We start from the raw sequence: 16857 nt of genomic DNA on the forward strand, positions 1-16857 counted from the left end.
GAAAAAGCGAGGTCCGTCAAGCCTTTCCACCAAAGAAAAAGCTGACAGGGATAAAGGTCCGGTCGCTCATTTGTCAAACGGCGTAAAGTATATTTACACTATTGTAAATATACAGTAAAACAAGAAAAGAAGTAGCTATTTGGCTACTTCTTCCACATATTTACATCCTAATAAGTTAGGATTCTTTTTCTTGATTCTTAGAAATGCTCCGACTCTTGCCTTCAAGATACACCATCAAGATAGAAATGTCAGCTGGGTTGACACCTGAAATCCGGCTAGCTTGACCAATCGTTTCTGGATTAATCAATTTGAATTTTTGACGAGCTTCTGTTGCGATGGAGTCAATATCATCCCAGTCAATATTGGCAGGAATTCGTTTTTCTTCCATTCGCTTCATTTTTTCAACCTGATCTAAAGCTTTTGAGATATAACCCTCGTACTTAATTTCCGTTTCAATCAGCTCGATAATCTTATCATCTAGTTCTTCAGCAGCTGGTCCGATAAAGTTGACAACATCTTGATAAGATACTTCTGGTCTTCTCAAGAATTCTTTGGCTGTGACAGCATCTGTCAATGGTTTAAAGCCTAGCGCTGCCACCTTCTCGTTCGTTTCCTTTACAGGTTTTAGCTTGATACTGTCAAGGCGCTTCATTTCATTTTCAAACTGATACTTCTTGGTTTCAAAACGTGCCCAACGTTCGTCATCCACTAGACCCACTTTACGCCCGATTTCTGTCAAGCGCATATCTGCATTATCATGACGAAGAATCAAACGATACTCAGCACGACTAGTCAACAGACGATAGGGTTCAACTGTCCCTTTGGTTACCAAGTCATCGATCATGACCCCAATATAACCATCACTCCGCTTCAAGATGAGCTCTGGTTTTCCTTGGATTTTCAGCGTCGCATTAATCCCTGCAACAATTCCTTGGCCAGCAGCTTCTTCATAACCAGATGTTCCGTTGGTTTGGCCTGCGGTAAAGAGACCTGAGATTTTCTTGGTTTCTAAAGTTGCCCGCAATTGATGTGGAAGGACCATATCATACTCAATTGCATAACCCGTTCGCATCATCTCAGCATTCTCCAATCCCTTAATAGAATGAACAAGATCTCGTTGCACATCCTCTGGTAAACTGGTTGACAAGCCTTGGACATAGACTTCTTCTGTATTGCGTCCTTCTGGTTCTAGGAAGAGCTGGTGGCGTTCCTTGTCCGCAAAGCGCACAATCTTATCTTCAATAGATGGACAATAGCGAGGTCCAACTCCCTTTACAACACCTGTAAACATAGGGGCCCGGTGTAAATTGCTGTTGATGATTTCGTGGCTTTGACTATTTGTATAGGTTAACCAACAAGGGATTTGATCCTTTAAATAATCCTCGTCACGCGAATTGTAAGAAAAGTGATTTGGATTCTCATCACCTGGTTGAATTTCCGTTTCTTCATAATTGATTGACGATGCCTTTACACGTGGTGGCGTACCTGTTTTGAACCGTCCAATTTCTAGTCCTAATTTTTTGAGATTATCAGCCAAATTGATGGAAGCAAGGCTATGGTTAGGGCCTGATGAATACTTGAGATCCCCAATGATGATTTCTCCACGTAAAGCTGTTCCAGTCGTGACAATAACAGCCTTGGCCCCATATTCTTGGTGAGTTGCAGTTCGAACACCAATAACCTTCCCATCTTCTACCAAAATTTCATCGATCATGGTTTGGCGAAGGGTCAAGTTTTCTTGGTTCTCAACTGTCTTACGCATTTCCTTAGAGTAGAGCTCTTTATCTGCTTGAGCACGAAGCGCACGAACCGCTGGTCCCTTTCCTGTATTCAACATCTTCATCTGAATATAGGATTTGTCAATATTCTTGGCCATCTCTCCACCGAGAGCATCTACCTCACGAACCACAATCCCTTTTGCAGAACCACCAATCGAAGGATTACATGGCAAAAACGCCAACATTTCTATATTGATGGTTGCAAGTAAAACTTTACAACCCATTCGGCTCGCAGCAAGGGAGGCTTCTACACCTGCATGCCCCGCTCCAATTACAATAATATCGTATTCTTCTATAAAATTATAAGTCATTTTTTCTCCTATTCTTTAAGATGGATGTGTCGTAACTGTCCGTCCCAATCTGGTAAGGCGGTTTTTAAAAATGCCGGCTTCAGATTTACAGTATGTAGTTCATCTAAAGCAAGCCACCGGCAAGGTAATGGCTTCGCATCTTCTTGCATGGTTAACGGTGCATCTTCTAGTAAGTCTACTAAATAATGGAACTCGATATTATGATAGTGGACCTCAGCTTGTTCAAAGCGATTTTCAACAATGAAAGCTAACTGAACCGCTCTAGATGCGACCCCAAGTTCCTCTTTTACTTCTCGAACTACGGCATCTTCAGTAGCTTCATCCACTTGAATAGCACCTCCGATTGTATAAAAACCATCCTCATCTTCTACGACTAACAAGCGATTGTCTTTTACAATCAAAGCAGTCGCTCTCACACCAAAAACCGTTTGGTTTGACTTGGTCCGAAAATCCTGTTCTTGCATGTAACTTCCTTTCGAAACGACACAAAAATAGTCAAAACTCTGAGAAGTGCAGGACAAAAAAGCCTGCAACATCCATGAGCTTTGACCATCACTTCTATTGCTTTTATTATTGTAGCAAATTGAGAAAATTTGTCAATTTAAATATACTGACAAACTTTACCATCTCGGTAAGCATTGTCAATTAAGCCGCCACCGAGACACTCTTCACCATCGTAAAAGACAACAGCCTGACCTGGCGTAATAGCACGTTGAGGTTCTGCAAAAATTACCTCAGCCTTGTCACCCTTGACATGAACCGTCACTTTGGAATCTGGCTGGCGATAGCGGAACTTAGCTGTACACTCTAGTGTAAACTCTTCCGGCATATCCCGTGTAAAGTGAACTTGACTAGCTTGTAAACTTGTTGACATGAGTGCTTCATGATAGAATCCTTGACCGACATACAGAATATTTTGACTCAGATCTTTACCAACGACAAACCAAGGAGCATTGTCTCCACCTTGTTGGCCACCAATTCCAAGACCACCTCGCTGACCGATTGTGTAATACATCAAACCGGCATGCTCACCCATATCCCGTCCATCTACGGTCATCATTCGGCCTGGTTGGGCAGGAAGGTAGTTCCCTAGAAACTCTTTGAAGTTCTTTTCTCCGATAAAGCAGATCCCAGTGGAGTCTTTCTTTTTAGCCGTTGCCAATCCAGCCTCTTCTGCCAACCGGCGAACCTCAGGCTTTTCCAAATGCCCCAACGGGAACATGGTTTTCTGAAGTTGTTCTTGTGACAACTGGCTTAGGAAATAAGTTTGATCCTTCCCATTGTCAACTCCGCGTAGCATATGGACAATACCATCCTCATCACGCGCCACACGTGCATAGTGACCCGTGGCTACATAATCGGCACCGAGTGTCATGGCATAATCTAAGAAGGCCTTAAATTTGATTTCCTTATTACACATGACATCCGGATTTGGTGTGCGGCCTGCACGGTATTCTGCAAGGAAGTATTCAAAGACGCGATCCCAGTATTCTTTCTCAAAGTTGACAGAATAGTAAGGTATGCCAATTTGGTCAGCAACCGCTGCTACATCCTTGTAATCTTCCGTAGCTGTACAGACGCCATTTTCGTCTGTGTCGTCCCAGTTTTTCATGAAGATGCCAATGACATCGTAACCCTGTTGTTTTAACAACAAAGCCGTTACAGATGAATCGACACCGCCACTCATACCAACAACAACACGTGTTTTCGAGTTATCACTCATAGATTTCTCCCATCTTTTCGTTTCTCACGATTGAAGGTCGTGGTTTGCTTCAACGATTGAAGGTCGTTTTGAGCATTATCAATTGTAACACGCTTTATAGTAGAAAACAAGCATCTTGCTATCCTATTTATTGGCTATTGTATCTATATGTTTACAAGTCTGTAAATCAAAAAAGAGTCCAATTGCTGAACTCTTTCATCTACTTTAATACCAGCCATTGGCCAGCCAGAAGTTTTTAGCTGCCGACCATGATCCATATCGGTTGACAACATATTGATTGGCTACTTTTTCTTGGTTTGCAGGTGATAAATCACCATTCAAATAAGTGATAGTCAATTGGTAACGACCATAATATTGGCCATTTTGTGCTGTATAACTACCACTTGACTCTTTCTGGGCAATCCATTCCTTAGCAGCTGCATCTTCCGCACTCAAGCCATCTGAAGCAGAGACAGTAGTTGTTGCTTGTGTAGTGGTAGCTTGCTCTGTTGTATTAGTTGTTGACTTCTCATCTTCAATCTCTAAAACTTGACCGACTGTAATGAGGTTGACATTGCTAATCTTATTTTTCTTAGCAATCGAATCAACCGTTGTATTCTTCTCTTTAGCAATAGCTGATAAGGTATCACCCGACTTTACAGTGTAAGATTCTGCACTGGCAAGGACGGGAATAAACATTCCTGATAATAAGCTCAATCCGATTACACGTTTTACAAAGATTTTTTTATTCATGGTTTTACACTCCTTTTCTATATGTTCTTTATCTTACAGAAGAAATGTTTCAGAAACTTTATGAAATCACGTCAAATGTTTCAATAATATGTTAGCAAGAATAAAAAACACCTCAAATAAACTTGTTTTAAGTATCTTTTAAGGTTAAAACAAAATTTCCCTCTTAAATAGAAGAAAACATGCCCTAGATTTGTTATAATGAAAGAAAAGAAACCCTAAGGAGCTGACTGATGAATTCGCTTAAATTCCAATCTGTATTTGATATTATTGGACCGGTTATGATTGGACCTTCTAGTAGCCATACTGCTGGAGCTGTTCGTATTGGAAAAATTGTCTCTTCTATTTTTGGAGAGGATCCGACAGAAGTTGAATTTCAGTTGTTTAATTCCTTTGCCAAAACCTATCGCGGTCACGGGACAGACTTGGCCCTTGTAGCTGGTATTTTGGGTATGGACACAGATGATCCAAGAATCCCCAATAGTCTTGAAATTGCCCATGAAAGAGGAATTCGAATCGTCTGGTCTATTCAAAAGGAGAGCAATGCTCCTCATCCAAATACGACGACCATCACGGTGAAAAATGATCACAAAACCATCTCCGTCACAGGAATTTCCATTGGTGGGGGAAACATACAAGTTACCGAGTTAAATGGCTTTGCAATTTCTCTAAACATGAACACCCCAACTATTATTATTGTTCACCAAGACGTTCCTGGGATGATTGCCCATGTGACAGAAGCCCTTTCCCGGTATGATATCAATATCGCCCAAATGAACGTAACCCGTGAAAAAGCCGGTGAAAAGGCTATTATGATTATTGAAGTGGATTCTCGTAATTGTGACGAAGCTATTGAGTTAATCCGTCAAATTCCCCATTTACACAATGTGAATTTCTTTCAATAAGGAGACCCCATGTTTTATTCCATTACCGAACTAGTTGAACAAGCGACCCTCCACTATGAAGGAAATGTCGCAGAATTAATGATTGCAACTGAGTTTGAACTAACTGGTCGCGAGCGCGAAGAAGTTCTGACTCTTATGACACGAAACCTTGAGGTCATGAAAGAATCCGTTCATCTTGGACTCAATGACCAACTTTCTAGAAGTGGCTTGACCGGAGGAGATGCTGCAAAATTGGATCGCTATATTCGATCTGGAAAAGCCCTCTCCGACTATACTGTCCTAACCGCAGCCAAAAATGCTATCGCTGTCAACGAACACAATGCAAAAATGGGCTTAGTCTGTGCTACTCCCACTGCTGGATCGGCTGGTTGCTTACCTGCTGTTCTTACTTCAGCCATCGAGAAACTCCATTTAGATGAGCACCAACAATTGGAGTTCTTATTGGCCGCAGGAGCCTTTGGCCTGGTTATTGCCAACAATGCATCGATTTCAGGAGCTGAGGGAGGCTGTCAAGCCGAGGTGGGTTCCGCGGCAGCCATGAGTGCAGCTGCCTTGACGTTGGCTGCTGGGGGAAGTCCTTACCAAGCTAGCCAAGCCATTTGTTTCGTCATCAAAAATATGTTAGGCTTAATTTGTGATCCCGTTGCAGGACTGGTAGAGGTCCCATGTGTCAAACGAAATGCTATTGGTGCAAGCTATGCCTATATTGCAGCGGATATGGCTCTAGCAGGAATTGAATCCAAAATCCCTGTCGATGAGGTCATTGACGCCATGTATCAAGTTGGATCTAGCCTACCAACTGCCTTTAGAGAAACGGCTGAAGGTGGTCTAGCAGCGACTCCAACTGGAAAACGACTACAGCAAGAAATATTTGGAGACTAACCTATGAAGTACATATTTTTCGACTTGGATGGGACTTTAGTCGATAGTTCCGAAGGAATTGAAACCACCTTTCTACACACTTTCAAGGTGCTAGGAGTTCCTGCTCCTGATAAAGAGACTATTCGAACCTTTATGGGCCCACCACTCGAAGTTACATTTACAAACCATCTTCCAAAAGAACTTGTCACAAAAGCTGTAGAAATCTATCGCACTTATTACAAAGAAACTGGCCAACAACAAACCTATCTCTACCCAGGTATCAAAGAACTCCTTCAACAATTGAAGGAATTGGGTTATCACTTATTCATCACCACCTCTAAGAATCAGGAAGTGAGTCTCGAAATAGCCCATTCACTAGGAATAAGTGATTGCTTTGAAGGGATTTATGGTTCTATCCCAGGATCTATGCACAAAGCTGATATCATTCAGCGTGTACTAGTGGACCATCAAATTCCAAAAGAGGAAGCTTGCATCGTTGGGGATACTAAATTTGATATCATTTGGGGAAAAACCATTGGTATTCACACAATTGCAGTCAGTTGGGGATTTGCACCTTTAGACCAATTAAAAGAACAATTGCCTGATACCATCCTAGACTCTCCTCTAGAGTTAATCGCTTATTTAAATTCATAAAAGAGGTTTACAATTTTGTAAACCTCTTTTATGTATGAAATCACTCATGGGTAAGAGTATCCATGGTTCACCAAGGTTGACTGACACAGTCATTTTTCTTTACAAGTCTTTACAATCCTTATCAAGGTAAGAAACAAAATAAAAAGAGGGTTTCCCCTCTTTTTTAGTATCCCCAAGCTGAAAGTCCTTGGTTTGAATAGGCATTATAAGCTGATTGGATTTGATCATCAACTGTAGCAGTTGAACCCCAACCTGACATTGTTTGGAAAAGACCACTAGCTCCAGATGGATTTGCTGCGTTCACTTGACCATTTGATTCGCGGGCAATAATGGCTTCCCAAGTTGATGCAGGAACACCTGTCATTTCAGCCATTCGAGCCGCTGCATAGGATCCAGTTTCTCCAGCAGTATTCCCATTAGCAAGTACAATCCCATTTCCTGAATTTGTAACAACTGGTGCTGCATTATAAGTAGCATTAGCAGTAGTTGTTGATGTTTCAGCCGCTACTTGATTTGTAGAAGCTTCAACTCCTGGTTCCTGACTTGCTGTAGCAGTATTCACTTTGTTGATCAATGAGTTTGAACGTTCACCCAACTCAATAATTTGACCTGCGTGGATTAAATCTTGATTGCTGATTTGATTCAATTCAACAAGCTTTTCGATAGTAGTGTTATTCTTAATCGCGATTTCTGATAAAGTATCACCATTTTTCACTTCGTATGTTTCAGCATTCACTACCACACCAGAAACAAAAAGTGAAAGAGCTGAGATAATAGAAGTTAATGTCCATTGGACTTTTTTTGTGTTCATCAATACATTCTCCTTTCGAACATAATACTATCTTACACATTAAATGTTACAGTTAGTTATAATTTATGTTACAAAGGTTACAAAATCATGTATTTTTCATGCAAAAAACGCTATAAATAGCGTTTTTCTTCATTTTTTTAGAAAAATTCCCCTACATGTAGTGGTGGTATTCTAATATTTCAACCAAAAAATGATAGCACCAACTGCTACTACAGACAGAATAGCTATACTATCTAGGGCTTGCCATTTTAACTGCCTATATCGGCTTCTTCCCTCTCCACTTTTATAACCTCTTGCCTCCATGGCAATTGCAAGAGCATCTGCACGTTTAAAACTTGATGCAAACAAGGGAATTAAAATCGGTATAAAAGAGCGGATCTTCTGAAGGAGATTCCCTTCTCCAAAATCAACCCCTCGGGCTCTCTGTGCATTCATAATGCGAATCGTATCATCCATTAGAGTGGGAACGAAACGAAGGCTCATAGACAACATGAGTCCAATTTCATGAGCAGGAACTTTGATGATTTTAAATGGAGTTAACAACTTTTCTACGGCATCTGCTAAGCTTAAGGGCGTTGTTGTCAGTGTTAAAATCGTTGAAAATACAACAATGAGAATAAAACGACAAAAGATCACACCAGCTTGAGCAAGTCCTTTATCCGTTACAGTCAAAAAATAAAATTGAAATAATGTCTTACCGCCAGTCGTCGCAAACAACTGAAAGAGTGTGGTGAAAGCAATGATAAAGACCATCGATTTCAGGCCATTAATAAAAAAACGGAAGGGGATCTTGGCACTCAAAATCAACGCAAAGGCCAATAAGAATAACAGGACATTCGTCAACACATTATTGGCCCAAAACAAAATAACAATTAACAAGAAAAGTCCCAGTAACTTTGCTCTTGGATCCATACGATGGAGAATGGAATTACCTGGTACATATCGCCCTAAAATCATACTATTCATGTCCAATTAACTCCTTAAACTCCTGTAAAGTGATTGGTAAAGTTGGCAAAGATAGTCCTTTTTGACGTAAGCGCCAAGCAAATTTCGTCACTTTCGGTACACCTAATTGTATGTTTTCTAATCCTTCTACATCCTGAAATACATCCCTTGGATGCCCAGACCTCACCATTCGTCCTTTTTCCAAAACATAAACAAGATTTGCGTATTCTGCCACATCTTCCATAGAATGACTAACAAGAACGATGGTCATCCCAGCTTGATGAAGTGACGCAAATAGCTTCATTAATTCCCGTCTACCTGACGGATCCAAACCAGCTGTTGGCTCATCCAAGACCAAAATTTCAGGTTCCATCGCTAAAATGCCTGCAATAGCGACCCGTCTCATTTGCCCTCCAGACAATTCAAAGGGACTCCGTTCAAACAACTCTTCAGAAAGACCGACTAAGCGTAATTTTTCCTTAGCAATACTCTCAGCTGACTCTTGGTCTACTCCAAAATTTTGAGGCCCAAATGCGACATCTTTTACAACAGTCTCAGCAAAGAGTTGACTTTCTGGAAATTGAAAGACGAGACCCACTTTTTTCCGAAGATCCTTTAGCTCTTTTTGAGAAGACTCAGAACTAATGCGCATATCATTCATTTGCACTTCCCCTCGACTGGGCAAAAGCAAACCATTTAATAATTGGAGGATGGTTGATTTTCCACTTCCAGTATGCCCAATTAGAGCTGTATAAGAACCGCTTGGGATTTCTATATTCACATCAAAAAGAGCCGCTCCTTCAAAAGGAGTACCTTCTTGATAGGTATAACTAAGCTGTTTTAAAGCAATTCCCATAATAGTTTCTCTAGCTCTCCTTCAGTCTGATAGGTTTCTCCAACTGGAAAACCTTTTTGATGTAACATGCTGCGCAATCGATTGGCGAAAGGTTCTTCTAGTCCAATTTCATCTAAATCATCTCGAGAAAAGAGTTCTCTTGGAGTCAGATCCAAGGTCGCTTTTCCTTTTTCAAAAAGAATAACCCGATCACTTAGGGAAACTTCCTCTAAATCATGGGTAATAGAAATAACCGTTAACCCATATCGTTCTTTGACTTCTCGAACTGTCCGAATCAGTTCTAGACGCCCTTCCGGATCCAACATACTGGTTGCTTCATCTAAAATGATGATTTTAGGTCGTAAAGCAATAATCCCAGCAATGGCCACTCGTTGCTTTTGTCCACCGGATAACCTAGCGGGTTCTCGATCTTTGAACTCATCCATGCGGACCATCTTCAAAGCTTCATCTACTCGTTGCACCATTTCATCTCTTGGAATTCCTTGGTTCTCCAACCCAAACGCCACATCATCTTCAACTGTAGCCCCAACAAACTGGTTATCTGGATTCTGGAAAACCATGCCAATCTCACTACGTTTATCCCAAACATTTTCAGGAGTTAACAAATCTCCGGAAATATAGATTTGACCAGATTCCGGTTCCAACAAGCCATCAATCAAGCGGACCACCGTTGATTTACCACTTCCGTTATGTCCAATAATGGATAACCATTCACCATGTTTCACGTGAAACGATATATCATTTAACTGATGGTTCTCATCTGTTTTTTGATATTTAAATGTAAGATTTCGAACTTCTATAATATTATTCATTTATCTAAAGGTATCTTTAAAGAGGTAGGCACTGCCTTTAAAGTATTCGTATCCAGAGTAGACTGTAAAGATTAGCGCAACATAAAGCGTAATTTGACCCAATAAGTCCCAATGGAAGAGAAGGAAAATAATGGCAAACATTTGTGAGAAGGTTTTAATTTTTCCAGGCATAGCTGCTGGCAAAACAACTCCTCCTGTTTCAACCAATAACAGACGGAGGCCAGTTACAGCTAATTCACGGCAAATTATAACTGCAGTAATCCAAGCTGGAACCATCTTTAATTCAATCATCATGATAAAGGCAGACATGACAAGGAGCTTATCAGCCATAGGATCCGCAAATTTTCCAAAGTTACTAACAACTTTCCATTTACGAGCTAAATAACCATCCAAATAATCGGTGATACTAGCAACAGCAAAGACAATAGCTGCTGCTACATGCCAACCATAACTTTTACCAAATATTAGCATCAAAATAAAAATAGGAATAAACACAATTCGAATCAGTGTTAAGGCATTTGGGATATTTTCTTTTTTCATTCTAGTCTCCTTACTAGTTTACATGATCATTTACATCTAATTGACAAAATCAACGTCGATTTAATTCGACAAAAACATCACTCCACTATTATCCCGCTATTTAGGGAAAATGATAAAGTCCGTCATGTCACAAGCGTTGACAAAATCTCGCCCAACCTTTACAACATCTTGTAAAGAAATACTCTGTAAAATTTTTGGAAGATCAAATAGATTTTCACCTGTCTCAATTGGATTAAATTGAGTCGCAATATAATCCAAGGAATTCAAACCGTGTAGAAAATCTCCAAACATTTCACTTTTAATCGTATCCAAATGCTCTTGAGTCACATCAGGATCTTTCTCAAAATTTTTAATGGCCGTTCTGAACTGATGGGATATACTAACAGGTTCCGAGGTGTCCATCGTTAACATCACAAAGTGAAACGAAGACTCTACTTCAATTTCTAGTGTCAAGGAGTTGTCAAGTTTACCAACTTCATAAAGTGACTGAAATCGTTTAGATGTCCATCCAAACATCATTGCAAACAATAATTTAAGGATAATCTTATAGCGATACTGGTAAAGAGGAGGAATTTGATTTCTTCCACGAATTCCAATTGCTAATTTCGGTGAAGCAACTTCCATCCGACTTGTCTCATTTTGAACAACTGGATTTAAGTCCACGGGTGAGATATGAGGCAGAGGATTTGAAGAGGTCTTCATCTCAAACTCAGAAACAAGGTTAACAAGACTGTCAAGATCAAAGTTTCCGACAACCACTAAATGCATATTGGAAGGTTGGTAGAAATAATCGAAATTTTCCTGTAAACTTTCTTCATCAATTTGAGAAAGAGAATATACAGTACCTGCAATATCTTGGGCTAAAGGTGTTTCTGGATAAAGATTTGCCAACGCCCTAAAGAATAATTGGTAGTCAGGACTATCTTGGTACATTTCGATTTCTTGTTGAATAATCAATTGTTCCTTCTTTAGAGAATCCTTTGAGAGATGAAGAGATTGTGTCATCTCCAGTAACAATCTCAGATTTTCATTGACATTCGAGGTGGTCGAAAAGAGATAGCTAGTTTGTGTAAAGCTAGTAAAAGCATTACTTTCAGCTCCCAGCTTTACAAAATGCTGTAAATAATCTTGACCGTCTTGATCTTCAAATAATTTATGTTCAAGAAAATGTGCAATCCCTGCAGGAAATTCTTTTATTCCCTCCACTCCATCCACTGTAAATCTTGTGTCAACAGAACCGAATTTAGTAGAAATGATTGCATAGCTTTCATTAAAATCCGCTTTTGGAATTAAATATAACTTCAATCCATTTTGGAGACTTGTCTGATATACACATTCTCCAACAGCTGGATAATCTATTTTCTCCAAATCTTTCTTTATCATTCTCTTCCTTCCATAAAATAGACCGCTTGTAGTTTGAGTGATTTGGCAACAGCCATAATTTCTTCTTTCGTCACCAGTTGAATAGCTTGGATCCAATCATCAATTGACAAGAACTGTTTTCCTAAAGTAGATTGTAAATAAGCTCTTTCAATTAAGGTGCCAGGTCGATCCTGCGACAATTTTGCAGCATTTATAATCATTTCTTTTGTCAAGCGCAGCTCTTCACTTGTAAACTTCCCTCTCTTCAAGTCACTCACTTGACGACTCATTAGAGTCATGGTCCGGGTTCGATTTTTTCGATCAATCCCTGCATAGATCCGCATAAAATGAGAAAAAATATCAAAATGGCTAGAGATAGTATAAGCCAATCCTTCTTTTTCTCGAATAACTGTAAACAATTTTGAGTGAGAGAAAGCACCCAGTAAACCATTTAAAACAATCAAAGCAAAATGCTCTTTTTCTCCATACTGAACAGGAAAATGATAACCTAACTCTAATATAGATTGATGAGTTTCTCTTTGCTCAAGTCCTTCTCTAACAACATTTGAAAAAGATTGGACATAAAATAGATTGACATGAGATTTACGAGGTTGTAAACCAAATTCACTAATCTTTTCAATGACCGCTAGTTCATTGAAATCACCCATAAAGAAAAAGTCAATCAGATTTGTTTGAAGCATTTCTTGAAATGCTTGATAAGTTGACCCTTCATCCTCATTCTGAATCTGCTGGACACTTCCATACTTGCTCAGTTTCATATCAGCTTGATCATAATACAACCGATTCAATTGTTGATGGGCATAATAATAATGATTTTCAATTTCTGCTTCTAGTTCTGTAATGAGATTTTTTTTCTCTACTGAAAAAGTTTCTGAATGAAAGCACCCGTTTTCGGCAAGAGGAGCATTAAGAGATACCTTTAATAAATCCAACATCTGGTCTGTCAGGACATTTTTCTTGCTCAAAAAAGCATCACGGACATAAGATAAATGAATATCAATGTAGTGCATTTGACCGCGTTTTGAAACAGAAGTAGAGAAATTGGCCCCATACAAGTTCGCCAACTGCTCTCTAAATTGCTGTGAAGTTGGGTAAAGTTGATTGGCTGTTTCGATCATGCGTGAGGCTAGAACCCGTCCTGCTATTGTTTCTTCAGAAAGAGGGGCTGAGAACCGCACTTTTATCTCATTGGTCTTAAATTTTTCTGATTTCATAAAATGGATTCGAACACCAGTAACTAATTCCATCGTCATCCTCGTTCTAACAAATATTACTCTTCATTATATCATGAAATTCCAGTAAAATCTTTCCCAGACAGATTAAAAAACGTTTACACTGACTCGCCCTATTTTAGGTTTTTCAACCTTTTGTGGTATAATAACTATCATTGAGGTGAACTATGAACTATAAACTTTTTGATGAATTTATCACACTACAAGCCCTATTTAAAGAACTGGGTATCATCCAAAGCGGTGGAGCTATCAAAGCCTTTTTACACGAAAATCAAGTAGAGGTCAATGGAGAAGTGGAAACCAGAAGAGGACGTAAGTTACGAGTCGGAGATACAATTGAAGTAATTGGTGAGAAGGAAGTCATAACAATGACACAACCGAGTCCAGAAGAGATTGAAGACTATCAAGCGGACAAGTTGGAAAAAGAACGCGTTGCTCAATTGGTAAAGAAATTAAATAAAGAACAAAAACAAAAAAAAGATTCTAAACCTAAAAAAGAAGAGAATAAGCGGAAGCCTGTTCGTTTCCCAGGAACATAAAATGTGGCTTAAATCCATACACATTCAGAAATTTCGAAATTATAAAGAAGTAAATCTTCAATTCCACTCTGGTTTAAATATTTTCTTAGGCCAAAATGCTCAAGGAAAAACCAATCTACTCGAATCCATCTACTTTTTAGCCTTGACCCGCAGCCATCGGACCCGTTCCGATAAAGATCTAATTCATTTTCAAGAGGAACAATTTACTGTTTCTGGTGTCTTAGAAAAAAAGACTGGCTCTATCCCTTTAGAAATTTCCTTATCCTCAAAAGGACGAGTTACAAAAGTAAACCACTTAAAACAAAGCAAGCTATCAACCTATATCGGTAACATGAATGTGGTTCTCTTTGCTCCAGAGGATTTACAACTAGTTAAAGGCTCACCCGCTCTTCGCCGCAAGTTTATTGATATTGATTTAGGCCAGATGAAACCCGTCTATCTATCAGATTTAACAGCTTATCATCATGTTTTAAAGCAGCGAAACAGTTACTTAAAAACGGCAACTACCGTAGACCCAACCTTTTTAGATGTTTTGGATGAGCAATTAGCAGATTATGGTAGCCGAGTCTGCATCCATCGGAAAGATTTTCTTAAAAAATTAGAAGACTTTGGGCAAGAGAAACATTTTGAAATTTCCAATCAAACTGAAAAACTATCTATTCGGTATGATTCCTCCATTCCTTTTCAAGATGAGGAGACACTCCGCCAAACCTTTATCACCTTGCTTCGAGAAAATCGGACAAAGGATCTCATCAAAAAAACAACCAGTGTTGGTCCTCACCGAGATGACATTAGCTTTTACATCAATGACATGAATGCAACTTTTGGTAGCCAAGGTCAGCACCGCAGTGTTGTTCTTTCCTTAAAATTAGCGGAGATTTCATTAATTGAATCACTGACGAACGAAAAGCCGATTTTACTCTTAGACGATGTTATGAGTGAACTTGACAACAATCGTCAACTACATTTACTAGAAGTTATCTCTCGTGACATCCAAACGTTTATCACAACTACTACCTTAGATCACCTAAAAGACTTGCCAGAATACTTAAAAATCTTCAATATTCAATCAGGTCAAATTGACGAATAATTAACAAGGTTGTCAATTTTGATTGACAACCTTTTGACACAATAAAAGTGTGAAATCATAAGATTTCACACTTTTATTTTTTATTGAACGGAGTAGTTTGGTGCTTCATTGGTAATTTGGACATCGTGTGGGTGGCTTTCTTTCAAACCTGCTCCAGACATTTCAACAAATTGTGCATTTTCGTGCAATTCTTGAAGGTTGGCAGCTCCAACATAGCCCATACCAGAACGGATACCACCAATCATTTGGAAGACGATATCGGCTGCTGAACCCTTATAAGCAACCCGACCTTCAATTCCTTCTGGAACCAATTTGTTGGCTTCATTAACAGAACCTTGGAAGTAGCGGTCGCTTGAACCTTTCTTCATTGCTGCAATAGATCCCATACCACGATAAGTCTTGAACTTACGTCCTTGGAAGATTTCAGTTTCACCTGGTGCTTCATCTGTTCCTGCAAACATAGATCCAAGCATGACTGCATGTCCACCAGCAGCAAGGGCTTTTACAATATCTCCAGAATACTTGATCCCACCGTCAGCAATAATTGTTTTTCCATATTCACGCGCAACAGCAGCTGCGTCATAAATCGCTGTAACTTGAGGAACTCCGACACCAGCAATCACACGAGTTGTACAGATTGAACCAGGTCCAATCCCAACCTTAACAACATCAACACCTGCATCATAGAGAGCACGCGCTCCCTCAGCTGTAGCAATATTACCTGCAATCAAGGTGCGATCTGGGAAATGAGCACGAATTTCAGCAATTTTACGAAGAACCCCTGCAGAATGACCATGGGCTGTATCGATGACAATGGCATCCGCACCAGCTTCAAATAATGCTTCCGCACGCTCAAAAGTATCAGATGTAACTCCGACAGCACCTGCTACTAAAAGACGACCAAATTCGTCTTTCGCTGCATTTGGAAACTCAATAACTTTTTCAATATCCTTAATGGTAATCAAACCTGACAAACGACCATTTTCATCCACCAATGGTAATTTTTCAATACGGTGTTCTTGAAGAATCCGTTCAGCTGTTTCTAAATCTGTACCAACTGGTGCAGTCACAAGATTCTCGCTGGTCATATGGTTGGAAATCGGTTGATTATAATCAGAAATAAAGCGTAGGTCACGGTTGGTCAAGATCCCTACTAGTTTACGGTTTTCCATGGTTTCAACCACAGGTACACCACTGATCCGGTAACGTCCCATAAGTTCATCGGCTTCAGCAATGGTATGTTCAGGTGTTAAGAAAAATGGGTCAATAATAACGCCGTTTTCAGAGCGTTTTACTTTACGAACTTCATCTGCTTGTTGGGCAATGGACATATTTTTATGAATAACCCCAAGTCCTCCAGCACGGGCAATGGCAATAGCCATTTGGCTTTCAGTAACTGTATCCATCGCAGCTGTGATGATTGGGATATTCAACACAAGGTTATCCGCCAATTTTGTACGAAGATCTGCATCGTTTGGTAATACATGACTTTCAGCTGGAATGAGCAATACATCATCGAAGGTATAACCTTTTTTCAAAAATTTAGTGTCCCAATTTGACATTCCCATTTTCCTCTTTTCTTTCTTTTTGAGCCAAGCTCGTCTTTTTTGATTGATAATATCATACCATTCTAAGATAATTTGTCAATCATTTGTAGAATATTTCAAAAAGAGGTGTTGGAACCTCTT

17 protein-coding genes are annotated in these 16857 nt (G+C 39.6%); 5 read left to right on the forward strand and 12 right to left on the reverse strand.

Annotated features, from left to right (window positions below; translation table 11 throughout):
• Window positions 1-175 precede the first annotated feature (175 nt).
• The 4 genes from mnmG to LXO72_RS06325 form a co-directional block, all read right to left on the reverse strand.
• Window positions 176-2089 carry a tRNA uridine-5-carboxymethylaminomethyl(34) synthesis enzyme MnmG gene (gene mnmG, locus LXO72_RS06310; protein ID WP_154856983.1) on the reverse strand — a complete coding sequence of 638 codons (1914 nt, stop codon included), beginning with the start codon at window positions 2087-2089 and terminating at the stop codon, window positions 176-178.
• Window positions 2090-2097: 8 nt separating this feature from the next.
• Window positions 2098-2553, reverse strand: coding sequence for an NUDIX hydrolase (locus LXO72_RS06315; protein ID WP_154856981.1), 456 nt, complete (start codon window positions 2551-2553; stop codon window positions 2098-2100).
• A gap of 137 nt (window positions 2554-2690) precedes the next feature.
• Window positions 2691-3812 (reverse strand): tRNA 2-thiouridine(34) synthase MnmA, encoded by a 1122-nt coding sequence (gene mnmA, locus LXO72_RS06320; RefSeq protein ID WP_070589883.1) that lies wholly within the window; start codon window positions 3810-3812, stop codon window positions 2691-2693.
• A 204-nt stretch (window positions 3813-4016) separates the two neighbouring features.
• Window positions 4017-4544, reverse strand: a complete 528-nt coding sequence (locus LXO72_RS06325; RefSeq protein ID WP_154856979.1) for a LysM peptidoglycan-binding domain-containing protein — start codon at window positions 4542-4544, stop codon at window positions 4017-4019.
• A 230-nt stretch (window positions 4545-4774) separates the two neighbouring features.
• Here LXO72_RS06325 and sdaAB point away from each other — a divergent pair, with 230 nt between their 5' ends.
• From sdaAB to LXO72_RS06340, 3 genes are read left to right on the forward strand one after another with little or no spacing between them, the layout of a single operon-like run.
• Window positions 4775-5446, forward strand: coding sequence for an L-serine ammonia-lyase, iron-sulfur-dependent subunit beta (sdaAB, locus tag LXO72_RS06330; protein WP_006595350.1), 672 nt, complete (start codon window positions 4775-4777; stop codon window positions 5444-5446).
• 9 nt (window positions 5447-5455) lie between these two features.
• A complete protein-coding gene (gene sdaAA, locus LXO72_RS06335) occupies window positions 5456-6328 on the forward strand; it encodes an L-serine ammonia-lyase, iron-sulfur-dependent, subunit alpha (protein WP_233331841.1) in 873 nt (290 codons plus the stop codon).
• 3 nt (window positions 6329-6331) lie between these two features.
• Window positions 6332-6961 (forward strand): HAD hydrolase-like protein, encoded by a 630-nt coding sequence (locus tag LXO72_RS06340; RefSeq protein ID WP_233331842.1) that lies wholly within the window; start codon window positions 6332-6334, stop codon window positions 6959-6961.
• Between the two features lie 163 nt (window positions 6962-7124).
• Here LXO72_RS06340 and LXO72_RS06345 read toward each other — a convergent pair whose 3' ends face one another.
• The 7 genes from LXO72_RS06345 to yfmF all read right to left on the reverse strand — a co-directional run bounded on the left by LXO72_RS06345 (window position 7125) and on the right by yfmF (window position 13555).
• Window positions 7125-7772 carry a LysM peptidoglycan-binding domain-containing protein gene (locus LXO72_RS06345; protein WP_233331843.1) on the reverse strand — a complete coding sequence of 216 codons (648 nt, stop codon included), beginning with the start codon at window positions 7770-7772 and terminating at the stop codon, window positions 7125-7127.
• A 171-nt stretch (window positions 7773-7943) separates the two neighbouring features.
• Complete coding sequence (locus LXO72_RS06350) at window positions 7944-8738, reverse strand: energy-coupling factor transporter transmembrane component T family protein (RefSeq protein WP_233331844.1); 795 nt, start codon at window positions 8736-8738, stop codon at window positions 7944-7946.
• The gene (locus tag LXO72_RS06355) at window positions 8731-9573 is read right to left on the reverse strand and encodes an energy-coupling factor ABC transporter ATP-binding protein (protein WP_048690995.1); all 843 of its coding nucleotides are present in this window, start codon (window positions 9571-9573) and stop codon (window positions 8731-8733) included. Before LXO72_RS06355 ends, LXO72_RS06350 begins: the two co-directional genes overlap by 8 nt.
• Entirely contained in the window at window positions 9558-10385 is an 828-nt protein-coding gene (locus tag LXO72_RS06360; RefSeq protein ID WP_006595344.1) for an energy-coupling factor ABC transporter ATP-binding protein, read from the reverse strand. The genes LXO72_RS06355 and LXO72_RS06360 overlap by 16 nt, the downstream gene beginning before the upstream one ends.
• Window positions 10386-10925 carry a CDP-diacylglycerol--glycerol-3-phosphate 3-phosphatidyltransferase gene (gene pgsA, locus LXO72_RS06365; protein WP_233331845.1) on the reverse strand — a complete coding sequence of 180 codons (540 nt, stop codon included), beginning with the start codon at window positions 10923-10925 and terminating at the stop codon, window positions 10386-10388.
• A 96-nt stretch (window positions 10926-11021) separates the two neighbouring features.
• The gene (gene yfmH / locus LXO72_RS06370; protein WP_233331846.1) at window positions 11022-12308 is read right to left on the reverse strand and encodes an EF-P 5-aminopentanol modification-associated protein YfmH; all 1287 of its coding nucleotides are present in this window, start codon (window positions 12306-12308) and stop codon (window positions 11022-11024) included.
• Entirely contained in the window at window positions 12305-13555 is a 1251-nt protein-coding gene (gene yfmF, locus LXO72_RS06375; protein ID WP_233331847.1) for an EF-P 5-aminopentanol modification-associated protein YfmF, read from the reverse strand. The genes yfmH and yfmF overlap by 4 nt, the downstream gene beginning before the upstream one ends.
• A gap of 152 nt (window positions 13556-13707) precedes the next feature.
• Between yfmF and yaaA the strand changes: the two genes are divergently transcribed.
• Complete coding sequence (gene yaaA, locus LXO72_RS06380; protein WP_233331848.1) at window positions 13708-14079, forward strand: S4 domain-containing protein YaaA; 372 nt, start codon at window positions 13708-13710, stop codon at window positions 14077-14079.
• A 1-nt stretch (window position 14080) separates the two neighbouring features.
• Window positions 14081-15169 (forward strand): DNA replication/repair protein RecF, encoded by a 1089-nt coding sequence (gene recF, locus LXO72_RS06385; protein ID WP_233331849.1) that lies wholly within the window; start codon window positions 14081-14083, stop codon window positions 15167-15169.
• A gap of 80 nt (window positions 15170-15249) precedes the next feature.
• Here recF and guaB read toward each other — a convergent pair whose 3' ends face one another.
• On the reverse strand, window positions 15250-16731 hold the full coding sequence (gene guaB, locus LXO72_RS06390; protein ID WP_048789949.1) for an IMP dehydrogenase: 1482 nt from the start codon (window positions 16729-16731) through the stop codon (window positions 15250-15252).
• Window positions 16732-16857: the final 126 nt, after the last annotated feature.

The sequence above is a fragment of the Streptococcus sp. XMC genome (genome assembly GCF_021341835.1).
GTDB lineage: Bacteria > Bacillota > Bacilli > Lactobacillales > Streptococcaceae > Streptococcus.